The organism is Arthrobacter sp. Alg241-R88 (assembly GCF_900537115.1).
GTDB lineage: Bacteria > Actinomycetota > Actinomycetes > Actinomycetales > Micrococcaceae > Arthrobacter.
The window spans coordinates 516,186-532,420 of the sequence record NZ_UNRG01000001.1 but is presented as its reverse complement, the minus strand read 5'-3'; the positions used below and the strand labels follow the sequence as shown (position 1 = coordinate 532,420).

The 16,235-nt window shown below is 61.2% G+C and carries 17 protein-coding genes; 16 read left to right on the top strand and 1 reads right to left on the bottom strand.

Annotated elements, in window-relative coordinates; all coding sequences use genetic code 11:
• Positions 1–7: 7 nt before the first annotated feature.
• From G6R19_RS02485 to G6R19_RS02415, 15 genes are all read left to right on the top strand, one after another.
• Positions 8–790, top strand: a complete 783-nt coding sequence (locus G6R19_RS02485) for an RcpC/CpaB family pilus assembly protein (RefSeq protein WP_163161957.1) — start codon at positions 8–10, stop codon at positions 788–790.
• On the top strand, positions 787–1,986 hold the full coding sequence (locus tag G6R19_RS02480) for an AAA family ATPase (protein ID WP_163161955.1): 1,200 nt from the start codon (positions 787–789) through the stop codon (positions 1,984–1,986). The genes G6R19_RS02485 and G6R19_RS02480 overlap by 4 nt, the downstream gene beginning before the upstream one ends.
• Entirely contained in the window at positions 1,983–3,440 is a 1,458-nt protein-coding gene (locus tag G6R19_RS02475) for a CpaF family protein (RefSeq protein WP_205484199.1), read from the top strand. Before G6R19_RS02480 ends, G6R19_RS02475 begins: the two co-directional genes overlap by 4 nt.
• A complete protein-coding gene (locus tag G6R19_RS02470; protein WP_163161953.1) occupies positions 3,440–4,393 on the top strand; it encodes a type II secretion system F family protein in 954 nt (317 codons plus the stop codon). The genes G6R19_RS02475 and G6R19_RS02470 overlap by 1 nt, the downstream gene beginning before the upstream one ends.
• A 12-nt stretch (positions 4,394–4,405) precedes the next feature.
• Positions 4,406–5,278 (top strand): type II secretion system F family protein, encoded by an 873-nt coding sequence (locus G6R19_RS02465; protein ID WP_163161951.1) that lies wholly within the window; start codon positions 4,406–4,408, stop codon positions 5,276–5,278.
• Between the two features lie 8 nt (positions 5,279–5,286).
• Positions 5,287–5,499 (top strand): Flp family type IVb pilin, encoded by a 213-nt coding sequence (locus G6R19_RS02460; protein ID WP_163161949.1) that lies wholly within the window; start codon positions 5,287–5,289, stop codon positions 5,497–5,499.
• A 264-nt stretch (positions 5,500–5,763) separates the two neighbouring features.
• Complete coding sequence (locus G6R19_RS02455) at positions 5,764–6,003, top strand: Flp family type IVb pilin (protein ID WP_163161947.1); 240 nt, start codon at positions 5,764–5,766, stop codon at positions 6,001–6,003.
• Positions 6,004–6,121: 118 nt separating this feature from the next.
• On the top strand, positions 6,122–6,511 hold the full coding sequence (locus tag G6R19_RS02450) for a TadE/TadG family type IV pilus assembly protein (RefSeq protein WP_163161945.1): 390 nt from the start codon (positions 6,122–6,124) through the stop codon (positions 6,509–6,511).
• Positions 6,499–7,530 carry a pilus assembly protein TadG-related protein gene (locus G6R19_RS02445; protein WP_163161943.1) on the top strand — a complete coding sequence of 344 codons (1,032 nt, stop codon included), beginning with the start codon at positions 6,499–6,501 and terminating at the stop codon, positions 7,528–7,530. The genes G6R19_RS02450 and G6R19_RS02445 overlap by 13 nt, the downstream gene beginning before the upstream one ends.
• Positions 7,531–7,571: 41 nt before the next feature.
• Complete coding sequence (locus G6R19_RS02440) at positions 7,572–8,342, top strand: RcpC/CpaB family pilus assembly protein (protein WP_163161941.1); 771 nt, start codon at positions 7,572–7,574, stop codon at positions 8,340–8,342.
• The gene (locus G6R19_RS02435; RefSeq protein WP_163161933.1) at positions 8,339–9,535 is read left to right on the top strand and encodes an AAA family ATPase; all 1,197 of its coding nucleotides are present in this window, start codon (positions 8,339–8,341) and stop codon (positions 9,533–9,535) included. The genes G6R19_RS02440 and G6R19_RS02435 overlap by 4 nt, the downstream gene beginning before the upstream one ends.
• A complete protein-coding gene (locus G6R19_RS02430; RefSeq protein WP_163161931.1) occupies positions 9,536–11,086 on the top strand; it encodes a CpaF family protein in 1,551 nt (516 codons plus the stop codon). It abuts the gene before it with no gap.
• 6 nt (positions 11,087–11,092) lie between these two features.
• The gene (locus G6R19_RS02425) at positions 11,093–12,025 is read left to right on the top strand and encodes a type II secretion system F family protein (RefSeq protein WP_163161929.1); all 933 of its coding nucleotides are present in this window, start codon (positions 11,093–11,095) and stop codon (positions 12,023–12,025) included.
• A gap of 7 nt (positions 12,026–12,032) precedes the next feature.
• Entirely contained in the window at positions 12,033–12,917 is an 885-nt protein-coding gene (locus tag G6R19_RS02420) for a type II secretion system F family protein (protein WP_163161927.1), read from the top strand.
• A gap of 92 nt (positions 12,918–13,009) precedes the next feature.
• A complete protein-coding gene (locus G6R19_RS02415; RefSeq protein WP_163161925.1) occupies positions 13,010–13,474 on the top strand; it encodes an Hpt domain-containing protein in 465 nt (154 codons plus the stop codon).
• A gap of 32 nt (positions 13,475–13,506) precedes the next feature.
• On the opposite strand, the gene G6R19_RS02410 is transcribed toward G6R19_RS02415, so the two are convergent.
• Entirely contained in the window at positions 13,507–14,301 is a 795-nt protein-coding gene (locus G6R19_RS02410; RefSeq protein WP_163161923.1) for a response regulator transcription factor, read from the bottom strand.
• 264 nt (positions 14,302–14,565) lie between these two features.
• On the opposite strand from G6R19_RS02410, the gene G6R19_RS02405 reads away from it, so the two are divergent.
• On the top strand, positions 14,566–16,233 hold the full coding sequence (locus G6R19_RS02405) for an ATP-binding protein (protein ID WP_163161921.1): 1,668 nt from the start codon (positions 14,566–14,568) through the stop codon (positions 16,231–16,233).
• The last annotated feature ends 2 nt before the right edge of the window (positions 16,234–16,235 follow it).

Here is a 16,235-nt window from a genome sequence, read left to right as displayed (position 1 = left end):
GAAAGCAATGAAAGCACGCCTACTGGGAGGCATTGCCGCATTGGTTGTCGCAATCATAGGCACGGTCCTTCTTTTCAATTACGTACAAGGCGCGGATCGCCGCGCGCTTGCCAACACCGAAACGGAAGACGTCCTTGTAGTAAAGCAGGAGGTGGCTGCCGGCACCCCGGCCAGCCAGCTCGGCCAGTACCTCATCACCAAGACTGTTCCGCGAACCGCAGTGGCCGAAGGAGTCGTTGACGACCTTGGCTCGCTGGGTTCGAAAGTAACCTCAATAGCCCTAGAGCCAGGCGAACAGCTCCTGACCAGCCGCATGGTGGACGCTAATGCGTTCCTGGGGCCAGCCAGGGTCGAGGTTCCAGAAGGCCTTCAGGAGATCACCGTACGCCTCAGCATCGACCGTGTTGTCGGTGGAAAAATTCAGGCCGGCGACACGGTCGGCGTGTTTATTTCCCTTGGCGATGCCGGTGGGACAGAAGCCGAGGGTGGCAGCGGAACGCAGCTGACATTCCACAAAGTCTTGGTTACGGCGGTCCAGTTCAGCTCCGGTCAAGCAGCTCAGACGCAGGGCGAGGCAACACAGGCCAGCTCCCAAGGCGCACTGAATGCAGACAGCCAGGACAAGCAGACCTCAAGTGACTCCTACCTGATCACATTCGCCAGGAACGCCGTTGACGCCGAAAAGCTCGTGTACGCCGCAGAATTCGGGAAGATCTACCTCTCGAAGGAGCCGGCTAACGCCACCGAGGGCACCAACGGAGTCGTCAACCAGACAAAGGTATTCCGATGAGCCGTTTCATTCTGATCTCACCCTCCGTGGAGTATGAACGCAAGGTGCGAGCGTCAGTGGCCCCGCTGAGCGGATCTCTCCAGTACTTTCAGGCCGCCTACCTGCCCGATTCTCCGGAAGACATCCTCAGGCAGCAGGCCGGTGAGCCCCCAGAGGTCTTGATCCTCGGCCCGGGGCTTCCGCAGGATGAGGCGCTTAAGTTCGCCGCGGTCCTCGACCTTCAGTACCCGGAAATCAGCATCGTTTTGGCCGCAGACGATGATGGAAACCTCGCCCTGAACGCCATGCGTTCCGGCATCAGGGATCTCATTCCACCGGCCGCTGACATGGACCAGGTGCGTGCTCTGGTGGAGCGAGCGAGCCTGGCCGCGGCAGGACGCCGTCGAGGTTTGGGTCCTAATACCGCTGAACGTCCTACGGCAGAGGGCGGGCGCGTCATTGCGGTCATGTCGCCCAAGGGCGGAGTCGGTAAGACGACGGTCGCGAGCAACCTGGCGATTGGACTCGGACAAATAGCACCGATGAGCGTGGTCGTAGTAGACCTTGACCTCCAGTTTGGTGACATAGCCAGTGGATTGATGCTCGAACCCGATTTCACCATTACCGATGCCGTGGTTGGAGCAGCCAGCCAAGATGCCATGGTCCTGAAGACCTACCTGTCCCTGCATGCAGGGAATATGTACGTCCTCTGCGCGCCCCGCAATCCCATCGACATGGACAGAATCAGCGGCGAGCACATCAGCCACTTGCTGCGCCAGCTGCGCGCCGAATTCCAATATGTGGTGGTGGATACAGCCCCGGGGCTTGGTGAGCACGTGCTGGCCACCTTGGAACAGGCCACTGATGCTGTTTGGGTTTGCGGTATGGACATTCCGAGCATCCGCGGCTTGCGGACTGGGTTCCAAATTCTTTCGGAACTGGATCTGCTTCCCGATAACAGACACGTGGTCCTCAATATGGCTGACCGAAAGACCGGGCTCACGGTTCAGGACGTGGAGGCGACGATCGGCGCTCCCGTTGACGTTGTTCTTCCCCGCTCGCGTGCTGTTCCGTTTTCCACCAATAAGGGCGTTCCCCTCCTCCAGGACGGGAGCCGAGACTCGGCAGCGAAAGGTCTAAGGCAGTTGGTGGAGCGCTTCAAACCCAACTGGGAAGCCCCACGCAAGAAGCTGCACCGAAGGGCGGTAGTCCAGTGACTCTCTCACACCGATTCGCTAAGTTGCGGGGCGACGAAGGTAACAGCTTTGATCTGCCGGTCGCCTCCACCTCACCATCCTTACCATCCACCCTCAGTACCATTCAGCAAGCTCAAGCTACGGAACAAGCACAAGCCCCCTCAGCTGTGCAGGTTACAACAGGGAACGCGAGCGAAGCTCTGGCTGGTTTGAAGGAACGCGCCAGCCAGGCGTTGTACGAGCGGCTTGGTTCTCGAATCACAGATTCCTCATTGGAGGAATCTGAACTGCATCAGTTCGTCAAGGATGAGCTGAAGGCGGTTGTCGATGAAGAACAGGTTCCCTTGTCGCAAGGCGAGCGCCAGCGCCTGACGCGCGAAATCATTGACGACGTCCTGGGCCACGGCCCGATGCAGCGGTACCTGGATGATCCCTCTGTTACAGAAATCATGGTGAATCGTGCTGACCAGATTTATGTGGAGCGGAACGGTCACCTGTTTCTCACTGATACCAAGTTCAGCAGCGAAGAAGCACTCCGTCGGGTGATCGAACGGATCGTTACCAGAATCGGACGCCGTATTGACGAATCTTCGCCCCTGGTTGATGCGCGGTTGGCAGACGGTTCACGCGTCAACGCCATCATCCCACCCCTCGCCGTGAATGGTGCCTCATTGACCATTCGAAAGTTCGGACGAGAGGCTCTGACGGTTCAAAAGCTCATCAGCTTTGGCAGCCTCTCCCCTGAGATGGCCGAACTTCTCCAGGCATGCGTTCTGGCGAAGATGAACATCATCGTCTCGGGCGGCACCGGCACGGGAAAGACGACCATGCTGAATGTACTGTCCTCCTTCATACCTGCCACAGATCGCATCGTGACGATCGAGGATGCGGTCGAGCTGCAGTTGCAGCAGGATCACGTGGTGAGGTTGGAGAGCCGGCCCGCAAACATCGAAGGTAAGGGCGAAGTCTCGATCCGTGACTTGGTCCGCAACTCGCTTCGTATGAGGCCTGACCGGATTGTGGTGGGTGAAGTACGTGGTGGCGAGTCGCTGGACATGCTTCAAGCAATGAACACTGGCCATGACGGCTCGATCTCGACGGTGCATGCTAACTCCCCCCGGGATGCAGTAGCCCGTTTGGAGACTTTGGTCCTCATGGCGGGCATGGATTTGCCGCTGAGAGCGATTCGGGAACAAATCGCATCAGCGGTGAACCTCATCGTGCACATCTCGCGGCTTCGTGACGGCTCTCGGCGAGTAACGCACATAACGGAAGTCCAGGGCATGGAAGGAGACATCGTCACCCTTCAGGACGCCTTTGTCTTCGACTACTCGGCAGGCATTGACGCCAATGGCCGCTTCTTGGGGAAGCCAATACCGACAGGGGTCCGGCCACGTTTCACTGACAGATTCGAAGAGCTAGGAATCAAGATATCGCCGGCGGTCTTTGGCGCACAAGCAGTCAGGGGACGGTGATGGAGTCTTCCGAAGCCTCCATTGTGATGCTGCTCGCAGGCGTGTCGATGGTTCTTGGCGCACTCATGGTCTTCTTCGTGGTTGTCCTAAAGCCGCGGAACGCCATTCCGTTATCAAGGCGACGGCCGGACGTTGTTGGAGGCGCTTCGAAGTTGACCGTTTTGACAGACTCTGCGGTCGGGGCCATCAACAAACAGCTAAAAGGCAAGAACGATTTCCTGGTCAGCAGGGAAAAACTTGAACGTGCAGGACTAAAGACCCAGCCAGCAGACTTCCTGCTCATGATAGGCGCGGGGACGCTAGCCGGTACTGTCTTCGGTTTTTCAATGGGCGGTTTGTTCTTCGCCATCCTGCTGACTGCTGTTGTCCCGGCAGGCATGCTTGCTTACATCTCGCTGCTGACAACGAGGCGAAAAAGCAAGTTCGACGAGCAACTTCCGGACACGCTGCAAATGCTGACCGGAAGCATGCGGGCGGGACACAGCCTTCTAAGGGCGGTCGACGCTTCTGCACGCGAATCGGATGCTCCAATGTCCGAGGAGCTGAGCCGAATCGTGAACGAAACCAGGATTGGCAGGGACCTTGGGGAGTCCATGATCGATGTCTCCGCACGCACGGGCAGCGAGGACTTCGCCTGGATCTCACAGGCAATCGAAATCCATCGCGAAGTGGGTGGTGACCTCGCTGAAGTGCTTGACCACGTCGGTGAAACAATCCGTGACCGAAACCAAATCCGCCGCCAAGTAAAGGCGCTAAGTGCTGAGGGAAAGATGTCTGCCGGTGTACTCATGGGTCTCCCAATTGTGCTCTTCTTCGCCCTGATCCTCATCAATGATCAGTACGCTACGACCTTTACCAGCACAGCTCCGGGCTTCCTGATGCTCAGTACCGCGGCTCTGATGCTCACCGCGGGTGGCTTCTGGCTCAGCCGACTGATCAAGCCGAAATACTGAGAGAGGTTCGTCATGTCCCCGATAGCGCTCGGAGCCATACTGGCCATAGTGTTACCCATTGCGTATCTGGTTTGGTCCGTCGCGGCGACTGACCGGGTTGCCTTGCGAAATATACAAGCCAATCTTGGTCAGCGTGCCCGCGACGCCGCACCGCAAAACCTTTCCGCACAGTTCAGTGAGGTCGCACGCAAGATAACGCCCGCAAACTATGTTGCCTGGCTGGACAAGCAGCTTGCAGCTGTAGGCCGGCCGAAGGAATGGCCCTTGGAGCGTCTCCTGGTTGTAAAGCCCCTTCTTGCTCTAGGGGCAGGCATCCTCGGTTTGCTGCATTTCCTTTCTTCGCCATCGCCGGCGCGCTTTGCAATCCTGCTGGCCGCCATAGCTTTCGGCTATTTTGCACCTGACCTTTTGGTGCGCAGCAACGCCGAAAAGCGCAGGGCGAAGATTCGGCAGGAACTGCCCAATACTTTGGATCAAATGCTGATTTCCGTGCAGGCAGGTTTAGGGTTTGAAGCTGCGATGGCCCGAACAGCACAGAACGGTAGCGGTCCCTTGGCGGATGAGATGACCCGAACGCTTCAGGACATGCAAGTAGGACGCTCACGAAAAGAGGCCTATTTGGATATGGCCGATCGCGTTGACGTGCCCGACCTGCGCTCGTTCATTCGGGCCATTGTCCAGGCAGACGCCTACGGCATCGCTATAGCCAAGGTCCTGAAAGTTCAAGCCAACGAGATGCGGTTGAAGCGCCGCCAGCGTGCAGAAGAACATGCGATGAAAATTCCGGTGAAGATCCTGTTTCCGCTCATCTTCTTCATCTTCCCGACCCTCTTCATCATCCTGCTGGGGCCGGCCGTCATGAACATCATCGCAGCCTTTTCCTAGGAGAACCAGTGAATTACCTAACACGGCTTCTGAACGGCGCGTCCCACATACTCACGGCCTTCCGTCATCAGGAATATGGCGCCACCGCCACGGAGTACAGCATCCTGACTGGCTTCATAGCCATGGTTATAGTCGCCGGTGTAGGTCTGTTCGGGACCTCACTCAGTTCCGTTTTCGGTTTCCTCACCGCTGGCGTGAAGACCGCACTAGGCATTCCTTAGCGAATCCCCCGCAACGGCGCAATCTGGCGCCCCCAATACCGGACTCCCTCGGCACCCAGAACCGAGGGGGTCCGTTTGCGTGGCCACTGACTTCGGAATCCCAGCGTTAGCGCAATACGCACGAAGCAAAAGCGCAGGAAGAGTGCAGGTTGAGAAGTGTTGTCACAGGATGCTCCAAGATCGCGTCGATGTCGAATCAAGCGTTGCTAACTTGATTTCAGAGCTGGTGCAGGACCAGCTTCCCCACTCGCTCAGGAGTCTCAAATGCTTTCTCTCTACACCAACCTGGCAGTCCGCCTCCAGCGCAACGAAAAGGGCGCCACCGCCGTCGAATACGGCATCATGGTCGGCCTCATCGCAGTCGTCATTATCGTCGCCGTCAGCCTTCTCGGTGGCCAGCTGGACGCGATGTTTGACACCGTAAACTGCCAGCTCAAGGGCGGAGTTTATACGCCTGCCAGCGGAACGGGCACCACCGCCGTTCTAGCCTCGTGCTCAAAGTAGGCCGGAGCCTTATTTCTTGAGGCACGCAGCGCAGAACCACCTATGAGAGTGGCGGCGGCAATCAGCCGCCGCCACTCCGCTTTTCCACCCCAGATCTTCACTGCTGAAAGGCACCACCATGTCCAGGGCATCGGAACGCGGAGCTGTTGCGGTCGAGTTCGCTATTGTGGCCCCCATCCTGGTCATGCTGCTACTGGGCATCATGGAGTTCAGCCGTGCCTACAACGCTCAGGCATCGCTGGCCGCTGCCGCCCGCGAAGGCGTTCGGGTTATGGCCATCTCAAACAACATGACCGCGGCCCGAAGCGCAGCCAAAAGCACGGCTGTCTCCCTCCAGCCGCAACTGGTTGATTCAAACATCGACTTCAAGAACCTCGATACCGGCGCCGCCAACTGTGCACCCGGGCACCGGGTGTCCATCACCATCACCTACAGCCTGTCCACTATGACGGGCATAGCCGGCCCGTTCGAGATGACGGGCAAAGGAGCAATGCTGTGCGGCGGTTGAGTTTCACACATGTTGACCACGACGGTGAACGCGGTGCCGTCAGCGTCATCGTCGCCTTTATGCTCCTGGCGCTGTTGGGCTTCGGCGCGATCGCCGTTGATGTGGGCATGCTGTACGCCGAACGAACCCAACTCCGTAACGGTGCCGATGCCGCCGCGCTCGCCATAGCCCAAAAATGCGCCAAGAGTGAAAGCGACCCGGACTGCTCCGCCACGTCGACCCTGGCAGCTGGGCTCACCAACCGCAATGCCGTTGACGGACTCAGCAACATCAAGTCCGCCGTCCTGGACACCGCTACCCGGACAATAACTGTTACAGCTTCCGCACAGGAAGCCGGCCACTCCCCCAACAAAGTATCCCTCTTCTTCGCCCGAGCCCTGGGCATAAACACCACCGAAGTAACCGCACCGGCCACTGTCCATTGGGGCAGCCCAGAAAAAGGACCAACCCCATTCCCCATCACAGTCTCGGTCTGCCAGGTGCGCAACAATACCGACGTGATGCAGCTCCTCCAACTGCACGGCAAGAACGCCAACGCCGACTGCAATTACGGCCCGTCCGGAGCTGCAGTTGAAGGCGGATTCGGTGAACTCAAGCAGGACCCCGGTGCGTGCGGCGCGCTCATCGATATTTCCACCAGCACGGCAGGCGGTGATACAGGCAACAATGCTCCACCTAATTGTGATGCCACGCTCAATTCGTGGGCGGCTGACATAAACGCAGGCAAGGACGTCATCCTTCTGCTCCCCATCTTCAACAGTGTGACCGGCACAGGAACCAACGCGGTCTTCGGGCTCACCACCTTCGCCGCTTTCAAAGTCGCAGGGTGGAAAGTCGGAAGCACGGGCCTGCCCTACACCTTCCGCAACAGGGCGCCGGACGTGCCCGCAGCTCTTGAATGCAAAGAACCCTGCCGCGGCATCATCGGAACATTCGTCAAGTACGTCTCCCTGGCCAACGGCTACGCCCTGGGGCCGATCAATCCCGACGGTGCCACTGTCGTCGCGCTCGGCAGTTAATTCAGGCAACACCATGATTTTCGAACACACAGGAGCAGTCAGTGAAGTCACGTTTGTTGGCAGGAGTCGTCGCAGTCGTGCTGGCCATGGTGGGCGCCGTGATCGTGGTGTCGTACGCCCAAGGCGCGGACCAGCGAGCCGTCAGCGGCCTCGATCCGGTGAACGTCCTGGTGGTCACCAAAGCCGTCCCGGCGGGTTCATCGGCGGAGACACTGCAGGCCTCAGTTGCCCTCCAGCAGTTGCCCGGCACCGCCGTGGCCAAAACGGCCCTGAACACGCTGGAGGGAGCTGCAGGAAAAGTCACCTCCGCTGACCTTGTTCCCGGCGAACAGCTCCTCGCGGAACGCCTCATCTCAGCTGAAGACCTGAAGACCCTGGGTTCGGTCCCCATCCCGCCGGGCCTGCAGGAAGTCTCATTTCAGCTCGAACCACAGCGCGTTGTAGGCGGCCGCCTTGCAGCCGGAGACACCGTAGGTATCTTCATCACCATGCCCAACGGCGGCCTGGAGGCGAAGCCGGACAAGGAAACCGTCCAGCTCTCCATCCACAAGGCACTGGTCACCGCCGTTCAAAGGGCCCCCGAAGGAGCGGTTGCCAAACCGGCACCGTCGGCGAGCGCGGAACCGGCACCGGATCCGCGCGACGTGAACCTTCCCACCGGGCTGCTGATGGTCACCGTTGCCGTGAACGACATCAACGCGGACAAGATCGTTTTTGCCTCCGAATTTGCCGCCCTCTGGCTCAGCAAGGAACCGCTCGATGCACAGGACAGCGGACCGCGTGTCATGACCAGGCAGGACCTCTACAAATGAGCCGCTTTGTCCTCATCACCCCGGACGTCGATTTCGATTCCCGCCTCCGCCAGGCTGTTGCCGGCGGACTCCAGGGCGGCGTGCAGACCTTCTTCACCAGCCTGCTGCCCGCGGATCCCCACGACCTCTTCGCCAGCCTCGACCAGGAGCACCCCGAAGTACTGGTCCTAGGGCCGGATGTGCCCTTGGATGAAGCACTGCGGTTCGCCACCGTCCTCAACGTCGGTTTCCCTGAACTGACCGTGGTGGTGGCCGCCGAGCCCGACCCCGAATTCCTCCTGCACGCCATGCGGGCAGGCATCCGGGACATCGTTGCCCCCAACTCGGACGCCGCGCAGCTTCGTGTGCTACTGGAACGTGCAAGCCAATCCTTCACGCACCGCTACCGGGCAGCCGTGCCGCAACAAGCGCCCGAAACCACCAAGGGCCTGGTCATCGGAGTGTTTTCCCCCAAGGGCGGCGTGGGCAAGACCACCGTTGCCACCAACATCGCCATCGGGCTGGGCAAAGTTGCACCCATGAGCGTGGTTATCGTGGACCTGGACCTGCAGTTCGGGGACGTGGCCTCCGGCCTGTACCTCAATCCCGAACACACGGTCACGGACGCAGTCACTCCCGCCGCGAGCCAGGACTCCTTGGTGCTCAAAGCATTCCTGACCGTGCACCCCGGCAGCATTTACGCGCTGTGCGCTCCCCCGACGCCGGTGGACGCGGACGAAATCACCCCCGAACAGATTAGCCGCCTGCTTGAACAGCTGTCCGAGCAGTTCCAGTACGTTGTGGTGGACACTGCGCCGGGACTGCCGGAGATCGGGCTCGCCGCAATGGAAAAGTGCACGGACGTGGTCTGGGTCAGCGGCATGGACATCCCCAGCGTGAGAGGCCTGCGCGCCGGCCTGGACATCCTCCGCCAACTGGATGTGCTCCCGGAGACCCGCCACGTGGTGTTAAACATGGCCGATGCAAAGAACGGCCTCACAGTCCAGGACCTTGAATCCACCATCGGCGCGCCCGTTGATGTCAGCATCCCCCGTTCCCGGGCGGTCTCCCTCTCCACGAACCGCGGAATCCCCATCCTGCAGGAACCGGTGAGGGACCCTGCAACCAAGAGCCTGAACCAGCTGGTGGAGCGCTTCAACCCTGCATGGCGGGCCAAGTCCCAGCGCAAACTACACCGAAGGGTAGTGGTCTAGATGAAACTTTCAGAGCGCATCAACGCCGCGCAGGCTAAAAACCAGCCAGCTGTTCAGCAGCTTCCCGCGAAGGCAGCCACTGCCACGCTCACCCAGGCGCGCCCGGAAGTAGCTGCCCAGCGCGTGCAGTGGTTTGAACAGACCCCTGAGCAACGCACGACGACGGCGCCCCCTGCCGCCGTCGTCGGCCCTCCCGCCCGTCATGAGGAAGCGCGCCCAAAGGCTTCCCAGCCCGTGGACGTTTTCGCTGCCCTAAAGGAAAGGGCGGCTACGGCCCTTTTCGAGCACCTTGGGGCACGCTTTAATGACTCCGCCATCACGGAACAGGAGCTGAAGACCTCAGCCCGTGATGAGCTGACACGGATCATCGACGCGGAGCAGGTGCCGCTCACCCCCGAGGAGCGCACGCGCCTGATCCAGGACGTTGCCGATGACGTCCTGGGCTACGGTCCACTGCAGCGGCTGCTGGATGACCCGGCAGTCACGGAAATCATGGTCAACCGCATGGACCAGATCTACGTGGAGCGCAAAGGCCACCTCACCCTTGCAGACACACGTTTCAGTTCGGAGGAGCACCTGCGCAAGGTCATCGAGCGCATCGTCTCCAAGGTGGGCCGCCGCATTGACGAATCCTCCCCGCTGGTTGATGCGCGCCTGGAAGATGGCTCGCGTGTGAACGCCGTCATCCCTCCGCTGGCTGTGGGCGGATCGTCCCTGACAATCCGAAAATTCAGCAAGGTACCGCTAACGGTTCGGAACCTCATTGATTTCGGCACACTGACACCGGAGATGGCCGAACTGCTCAATGCCTGCGTCAAGGCAAAACTGAACATCATCGTGTCCGGCGGTACAGGCACGGGAAAAACGACGCTGCTCAACGTCCTTTCGTCCTTCCTGCCTGCTGATGAACGCATCGTCACCATCGAGGATGCAGTGGAACTCCAAATCCAGCAGGACCACGTGGTCCGGTTGGAAAGCCGCCCGCCCAACACTGAGGGCAAAGGTGAAGTTACCATCCGCGAGCTCCTCCGTAACTCCCTGCGTATGCGCCCTGACCGGATCGTGGTGGGCGAGGTCCGCGGCGGTGAGTCCCTGGACATGCTCCAGGCCATGAACACCGGCCATGACGGTTCTCTTTCCACCGTGCACTCCAACTCGCCCCGTGACGCCGTGGCGCGCTTGGAGACCCTCGTCCTCATGGCCGGCATGGACCTGCCGCTGCGCGCAATCCGCGAGCAGATCGCGTCCGCCGTGAACCTCATCGTCCAAATTTCTCGCTTGCGCGACGGCTCGCGCCGCATCACCCACGTGACTGAGGTCCAAGGCATGGAAGGGGACATCGTGACCCTGCAGGATGCCTTCGTCTTCGACTACTCCGCCGGCGTTGACCAGCACGGGCGCTTCCTCGGCAAGCCCGTGGCCACCGGCATCCGGCCACGCTTCATCGACCGTTTCGAGGACCTGGGGATCCATGTATCACCTGCTGTCTTCGCCACCCCGGTCAACCTGGGCCAACCTGCCGCAGGCTCAGCCAACCACGGAAAGGCGTAGGCCAGAGTGTTGATCTTTGTTGGCGCCGCACTGCTGTTTGTCGCCCCTGTCCTGCTCGTAGTTGCGCTGGTCATGCCGCGTACCCCGGAGATCGCTTTGGATCGCCGCCGTCCCTATCAGGCGGATCCACCGTCGCCCCTTACCAGACTCGCAGATGCCACCGTGGGGAGCCTGGGACGGTTCTTCGAAGGCAGGAACATCCGGCTCTACAACCGGGATGCGCTGGAAAAGGCGGGCCTTCGGTTCAGCCAGACGGAATATACCGTGCTGGTCATCGCCGGTGCCATCGTTGGTGCCCTGGTTGGCATGGTGATCGGCCTGCCAGCCGTCTCGGTGCTGCTGGTCGTCTTGGCTCCGTTCGTGGGGCACCTTGTGCTGGAGTTCCTGGCCGGGAAACGACGGGCAAAGTTTGATAGCCAACTCGGCGACACTTTGCAGCTGCTCTCCGGCGGGCTGCGGGCAGGACACAGCATCCTGCGTGCCATTGACGCGGCCGCCGCGGAATCCCAAAGCCCTACATCGGAAGAGATGCGCCGCGTTATCACCGAGACAAGCCTGGGCCGGGACCTGCTGGCCTCCTTGACCGACACGTCAGAACGCATGCGGAATGAAGACTTCGTGTGGATCGCCCAAGCTATCCAGATCAACCGCGAGGTGGGCGGAAACCTGGCTGAGGTGCTGGACCAGGTGAATGAAACCATCCGCGAGCGCAGCGAAATCAAAGGACACATAAAATCCCTCGCGGCCGAAGGGAAGTTTTCCGCCTACATCCTTATTGCCATGCCCTTCGGCATTGTGCTGATGCTGATGGCTGTGAACCCCACATACATGAACTCAATGTTTACGCACCCGCTCGGTTGGGCAATGATCGGGGCCTCGGTTGTCCTGATGACAATCGGCAGCTTGTGGATGCGCAAGATCATTGACCTGAAGTTCTGAGGCGATGATGAGCCCCATGGTGTTGTGTTCCCTGGTCCTGGTTTCCGGTCCCCTCGGGTGGCTTGCATGGTCTGTCCTTTCCGTTGACCGGAAGTCCCGCACGGCCACGGTTGCCCTCCTTAATCGGGGTCGGCAGGTTCCCGAAGCCGCTGAGAAGAAGACCTCCGGCGTATTGGCAGGGATCGGTTTCCGGCTGACGCCCCCGGCCTACGTTCGGAAGCTGGACCGCTTGCTGTCGTTGGCCGGCCGCCCATTGTCAATGCCGCTCGAGAAGGTCCTCGGCGGCAAAATCGCTCTCGGTGTGGCCGGTGCCTGTCTGGGGGTTTATCTAAGCTCGATCGGGACCACGCCGCTGATGAAGCTGGCTGGGGTTTTTGTGCTCGTCCTTGGATACTTCATCCCGGACCTGCTGCTCTACAGCAAAGGCATCGAACGCCAGAAGGCGATGCAGTTGGAACTCGCGAACACCCTGGACCAGATGCTGATCTCCGTCGAAGCCGGCCTCGGCTTCGAAGGTGCCATGGCACGGGCCGGGGAAAACGGCAAGGGCCCGCTGGCCGAGGAACTGGTACGCACCCTGCAGGACATGCAGGTAGGCCGCAGCCGCCGCGAGTCCTACCTTGCGCTGGCGGAAAGGACCAACATTCCGGAGCTGCGCAGCTTTGTGCAGGCCGTGGTCCAGGCAGACACGTATGGCATCGCCATCAGCAGGGTGCTCCGCGTCCAAGCGAAAGTCATGCGGGTAAAGCGCCGTCAGCGTGCCGAAGAAAAGGCGATGAAGCTCCCGGTAATGATCCTGTTTCCGCTGTTGTTCTTCATATTTCCGGTCCTCTTCATCGCAATTCTGGGACCGGCCGTCATCAACACGATAGTGACCTTCAGCGGACAATAGGACCCCGCAGTCCCGCTAAAGGATCGCTCAAGGTTTACACAGGATCACCCGAAATAGGACAAACGACTAATTCCAGGAAGTAGCCTTGAAGAATGCAAAGTCCAGATCCCGGCTCCAGCGACAGGAGCGCACCTGCGAATCCACCGCAGCCCGGGATCACAGCGGTTACCGGTTCCGGGTATTCACAGGAAGCGGCCGGGCTCTTGCCGCTCGTTGACGCAGCCGTGCTGGAGGAGCTGGAAGACGAACTTGCCGGCTCCGGCCTCGCCCAGCGCTTCGCCCGCGACTATGCCGCCATGTGGGACCAGCGCTGCACACGGCTTGCGGCAGCGGTGGACAGCCAGGACAGCGAGTCGGCCCTCGATGCCGTCATCAGCCTGAAGATCAGCTCCGCCATGGTGGGCGGAATGCGCCTCGCGAAACTGGCTGAACTGTTGGAAGTACTGATCCGGCGGGGCGACTTCGGCCAGGGTCAGGCACTGATGAAGCGGGTTGCCCAGGACGGCGGCCAGACGGTATCCGAACTCCAGGCCACGTACATCCTCAAAAACGGCTAGCCTGACCCGAAGCCCGGCCTCTGCAAAACGGCCTAAACAGTGTCCGGCCTGCTGGGCGCCAACCTGTACCCGACTCCCCGCACCGTCTGCAGCCAGCGCGGCGACACCGGATCTTCCTTAAGCTTCCGCCGCAGGTTGCCGATGTGGACCTCAACGGCCCGCTCGTCCGCCTCACTGATGTAGGTGTCCTCACCGTAGAAATCGCCCCGCACAGCGCGGACAAGGTCGGCCCGGGTGCAGACCGCCCCGCCACCGCGCAGGAGGACGTGGAGCAGATCAAACTCGCTTCGCGTGAGTCCCAGCGGCTCCCCGTTGATTTCCACCGTGCGGGTCCGGTGGTTCAGCGCCAGGCCGTTGTGGTGCAGGACAGCGGAGTCCTCCAACCGGGCCGCAGCAACAGCCGCAACGGGCGCTGCTCCCCACACGGATGACGCCGGTTGCTGGCCGTCGACCTCGTGCCGGGGCCTGCGCATCATCGCCGCCACTCGCGCCCTCAACTCGCGGGGCCGGAATGGTTTGGCAATGTAGTCGTCAGCACCGGCGTTTAGGGCGGACAGCAGGTCCGGCTCCTCGGTCCTGCCGGTCAACATCACCACGTAAGCGTTGCTGAAATTGCGGATCCGCCGCAGCACTTCGAACCCGTCGATGTCCGGCAGTCCGATATCCAGTGTCACCACGTTCGCCTGTTTGGCGCGGACCACTTCCACTCCGGCCCGCCCGTCAACCGCTGTATGCACCTCGAAGCCGGCCTGGCTCAACACTCCTTCGAGGAGGTTGCGCACGTCGGCGTCGTCTTCGATTACTACAGCCACACCAAGATCGTCCATTGATATCCCTGCGCCAGGCGGTTATGGCCCCCCATCAGCCCAGCGCTAATGCCATACCCGCTCCAACCCTTTATACGCTACAAGTAAGCCGTGCTGATCACATCTGTTTCAACATTGCATTTGAAAAGTCAATTATTATGACAAGTATGTGGATTACGAGCCGGAGAGGATGTGCCACCTTGCCCAGCGGGAATTCTGGTGCCCAGGCGGTGAATATCCAAGTGACAATCCACCGTGGCCTGGGCGGCGGCCGTAGCCGGGGTCATGGCTGAGCGGCTTTTTCCACGAGGGCCCGCCCGCTTCTTCCAGCGGCTAGGGCCGCGGTCGCAGGTTGCCCTGTGCCAACTGCCCCTGACCCTGATCGTGGCGGCCCTTGCCATTGCCACCCCCTTCGCGTGGCCCACGCTGCTGCACAGTCCGCTCTTCCTGGCCGGGATCCTCCTTTCCGGCATCCTCTTCCTCGGCTGCCTTCTGGTGCCGTGGGAGCGGCTGGCGCACCGCCCCTACCTGCTGATCCCCATCCTCGACTTCGTCGCGATTGGGCTTCTCCGGAACGGCGCCGCGCCCCTCCTCCCGGGACTTGCCGTCCTGGCGGTGTTCCCGGTGATCTGGCTCTCCGCCTCAGGCATGCTCGCCAGGAGCAGCCTTGTCCTCAGTTTCTTCGGCCCTATGCTCATCATGGTTCCCTCGCTGGCCGGGCGGTTCCCCAACCTGACGCCCTCGGACATCACCACCACGCTGCTCTTCCCCCTCATGATGCTCTCGGTTTCCCTCGCCATCAGGTTCGCGAGCGTGCACGTCCGGCTGCAGCAGCGCGAACTGGCCCAGAAGGACAAGGAACTTCGGCAGCTGCTTCGTGAGAGCCGGGAACGTGAAAAACTGCTTCAGACGGTCCTGGACGCCACCGACGTCGGGATTGCCGCCGTCGACAGCTCCGGCCACTTCCTCGTGGCCAACGACCGGCAGCGGAACTTCCGCCGGGCAACGGGAGCCGACGACGCCGTGCCCGGCCAGGGCCACCAACTGATCTTCGGCCAGGACAGGCGGACCCTGCTGCCGCCCGAGAAGCGTCCCATCAGCCGCGCCATCGCCGGAGAGTCCTTCGCGGACTACTTGGTGTGGGCCGGAGAGGGAACGGAGCAACGCGCCGTCTCGACGGCGGCCCGGCCCCTCGTCGGCGAGGACGGCCAATTCACCGGCGCAGTGGTGGTCTACAGCGACGTCACCGGCTGGGTGGAAGCCCTGGCAGCCAACCAGGAGCTGGTTTCCAACGTCACGCACGAGTTCAAGACGCCCCTGAACTCCGTCATCGGCAACGTGGACCTGGTACTCGACGACGTCGCCGCCTTGCCGCCCCAGGTGGCCCAGCGTCTGCTCGTGGTCCAGCGGAACGCTGAGCGGTTGCTGGCGCTCGTGGCGGACTTGTCCGCTTCGGCGTCGGCCGCACTCAACGTCCACCCCAAACGCACGGACCTCGCCAGCTTGGTGGAGACCAGCATCGGTTCTGCCCAGGCGCAGGCGGAGCATGCGAACATCCGGCTCACGGCAGACGTTCCCTCGCCCCTGTGGGCCTACGCGGACCCGCTCCGGATCGGGCAGGCACTGGACAACCTGGTGTCCAACGCCATCAAGTACTCGCCCGACGGCGGGAATGTGAGTATCAGCGCCCGTAGCACCAACGAGTGGGTACAGCTCAGTGTCAGCGACACCGGAATGGGGATCAGCAGCGAGGACACCACCAGGGTCTTCAAGCGCTTCTTCCGAACGGAGTCCGCCAAGGGCGCGGCCATCGCCGGTGCCGGCCTCGGCCTGTCCATCACCAAGATGATTGTTGAGCGCCACGGCGGGCACATCTCGTGTGTCAGCGGGCAAGGTCAGGGGAGCACTTTCACGCTGACCCTGCCGGCGGAGGGCCCACCGCCGTCGTTCTAACT